This window comes from Gilliamella sp. B14384G12 (assembly GCF_016101825.1).
In the GTDB taxonomy this organism is placed as follows: domain Bacteria; phylum Pseudomonadota; class Gammaproteobacteria; order Enterobacterales; family Orbaceae; genus Gilliamella; species Gilliamella apicola_N.
On the sequence record NZ_JACFPU010000028.1, the window covers coordinates 1 to 2,025 of the forward strand.

Consider the following 2,025-nt stretch of genomic DNA (forward strand, 5'->3'; position numbering starts at 1 on the left):
TAGCAACATCATTTTCTTCTACAATTTCGATTTTTGTTATTATTTTTACCGCATCATCTGGGTAACTACTAACTAATATTTGCCCTATTCTATTATAAAGATCATCAATCATATTTTATTTACTCGCTTTGTTATAAAATTCTATATAAGAAAAGTCTTTATTATCAACATAATACGATACCCTAAACCTAGTTGGTCTTATATCTGTACCCTAATATATAGACTCTATCTCAACTTTAACTGTTTTACCGTCTTGCAAGGCGTTAACCCATCTATTTTCTATCTTTTTCCATAAGCTACGATTAAAATTAGCATTCAAATGAATATTTGCGTCAGTTGGCTACAGTCGCAAATGTTCGACGTTAAGCTTAGACGCAAATAATACTTTAATATACAGTTAGATAGATTATAAAACTGTATTTATATATATGGAATGTGGTTGGGTTAGCTATTTTAATGATTAAGACTAATCATCATCTTCAAAAAGACCAATAAATCGTTCATACTTAAATTCAAAATCAATTTTTGAATTTTTTATATCTATCTCAACGATACAACCCGCCCAGATTGGCTCGCCGTTAGTAAGATTGTTATCAATAAAATATTTTTTAATTTCTAGCATGGTTTGAAATATATCATCCCTAGCTTTAGAAACAGGTTTAAACTCTTTCTTATTGTTTTTATTATCAAAATAATTAAAAAAATACGCTGCGACATCATTTTCTGTTGAAATTTGAATACCCGTTACTATTTTTACCGCATCATCTGGACAACTAATGACTAATATTTGCCCTATTCTATTATAAAGATCATCTATCATATTTATTCGCTTTGTTATAAAATTCTATATAAAAAAAGTATTTATCATCAATATAATACAAAACCATAAACCTATTTGGTCTTATATCTGTACTTTCATATAAAGGCTCTATCTTAACTTTGACTGTTTTACCTTTTCGCAAGGCTTTAGCCCATCTATTTTCTAGCGTTTCCCTCTCGCCACGATTAAGATTTGAATTCATTGGCAGGAGGTTAATTTTTTATTATTATCCATTTAGTTAAGATGCAATTAAGCCAAATTCTTGTAAAACTTGCCATGCATCTTTCTACTTGTTTAATAATAAATATTTGCGCCAGTTCGCTACAATCGTGAATGTTCGGCTATCAGCCTAGACGCAAATAATAAGACTCTAATATACAGTAAGATAAATAATAGCACTGTGTTTACATACATAAAATATGCTTATATTTGGATTTGCTATTATCTGATTAAGCCTAACTATTTAATGAGTTAGATTACTTGTGATCATCACCGTCATACTCACTATAAAGATCAATAAATCGTTCATACTTAAATTCAAAATCAATTTTAGCATTTTCAATATCAACAGTTATAATACAACCTATCCACGCAGGTAAACCATTAGTTAGGTTATTATCAATATAATATTGTCTAAGCTCTGTTACCGTATCAATTAAAGGAATTGTTATATCGTCATCCAGTAGATACCAATTTAATTCATCATTTTGATTATAATAATCAAATAAATAGGTGCAAGCATCCATCTCTGGGGTAAATTCTAATTGAGCAATTACTCTTTTTGCTCCATTAGGTGAAGATTTAAAAAGTAATTGCCCAATTTCATTATTTAATTGATCGTCTGTTTTTGTCATTTTATCCACCTGCTTGGTTTAATAAATTTATCTGCATAAATCGCCCATTATCTATAGAATAAGATACCTTAAACCTAGTTGATCTTATAACTGTACCCTAATATATAGGCTCTATCTCAACTTTTACTGTTTTACTTTCTGGCAAGTTTTTAGCCCATCTAATTTCTAGAGCTTTCCACTCGCCACATTTGAGATTTGAATTCATTGGCAGGGTGTTAATTTTTTCGTATGATCCATTTAGTTAAGATGCAATTAAGCCAAACTCTTGTAAAACTTGCCATGCATCCTCCTACTTGTTCAATAATGAATATTTGCGCCAGCTCGCTATGGTCGCGAATGTTCGACGTTCAG

General features: G+C 30.2%; 3 protein-coding genes and 1 pseudogene. All 4 read right to left on the bottom strand.

Features of this window, described 5'->3' with window-relative positions; genetic code table 11:
- Positions 1 to 466: 466 nt before the first annotated feature.
- A complete protein-coding gene (locus H3S73_RS13485) occupies positions 467 to 820 on the bottom strand; it encodes a hypothetical protein (RefSeq protein ID WP_198229195.1) in 354 nt (117 codons plus the stop codon).
- Positions 810 to 1,022, bottom strand: a complete 213-nt coding sequence (locus H3S73_RS14115; RefSeq protein WP_198236976.1) for a DNA/RNA non-specific endonuclease — start codon at positions 1,020 to 1,022, stop codon at positions 810 to 812. Before H3S73_RS14115 ends, H3S73_RS13485 begins: the two co-directional genes overlap by 11 nt.
- 274 nt (positions 1,023 to 1,296) lie before the next feature.
- Positions 1,297 to 1,674 carry a hypothetical protein gene (locus H3S73_RS13495; RefSeq protein ID WP_198236975.1) on the bottom strand — a complete coding sequence of 126 codons (378 nt, stop codon included), beginning with the start codon at positions 1,672 to 1,674 and terminating at the stop codon, positions 1,297 to 1,299.
- A gap of 97 nt (positions 1,675 to 1,771) precedes the next feature.
- Positions 1,772 to 1,903 (bottom strand): annotated as a pseudogene (locus tag H3S73_RS14120) (DNA/RNA non-specific endonuclease); the annotation flags it as partial.
- Positions 1,904 to 2,025 lie beyond the last annotated feature (122 nt).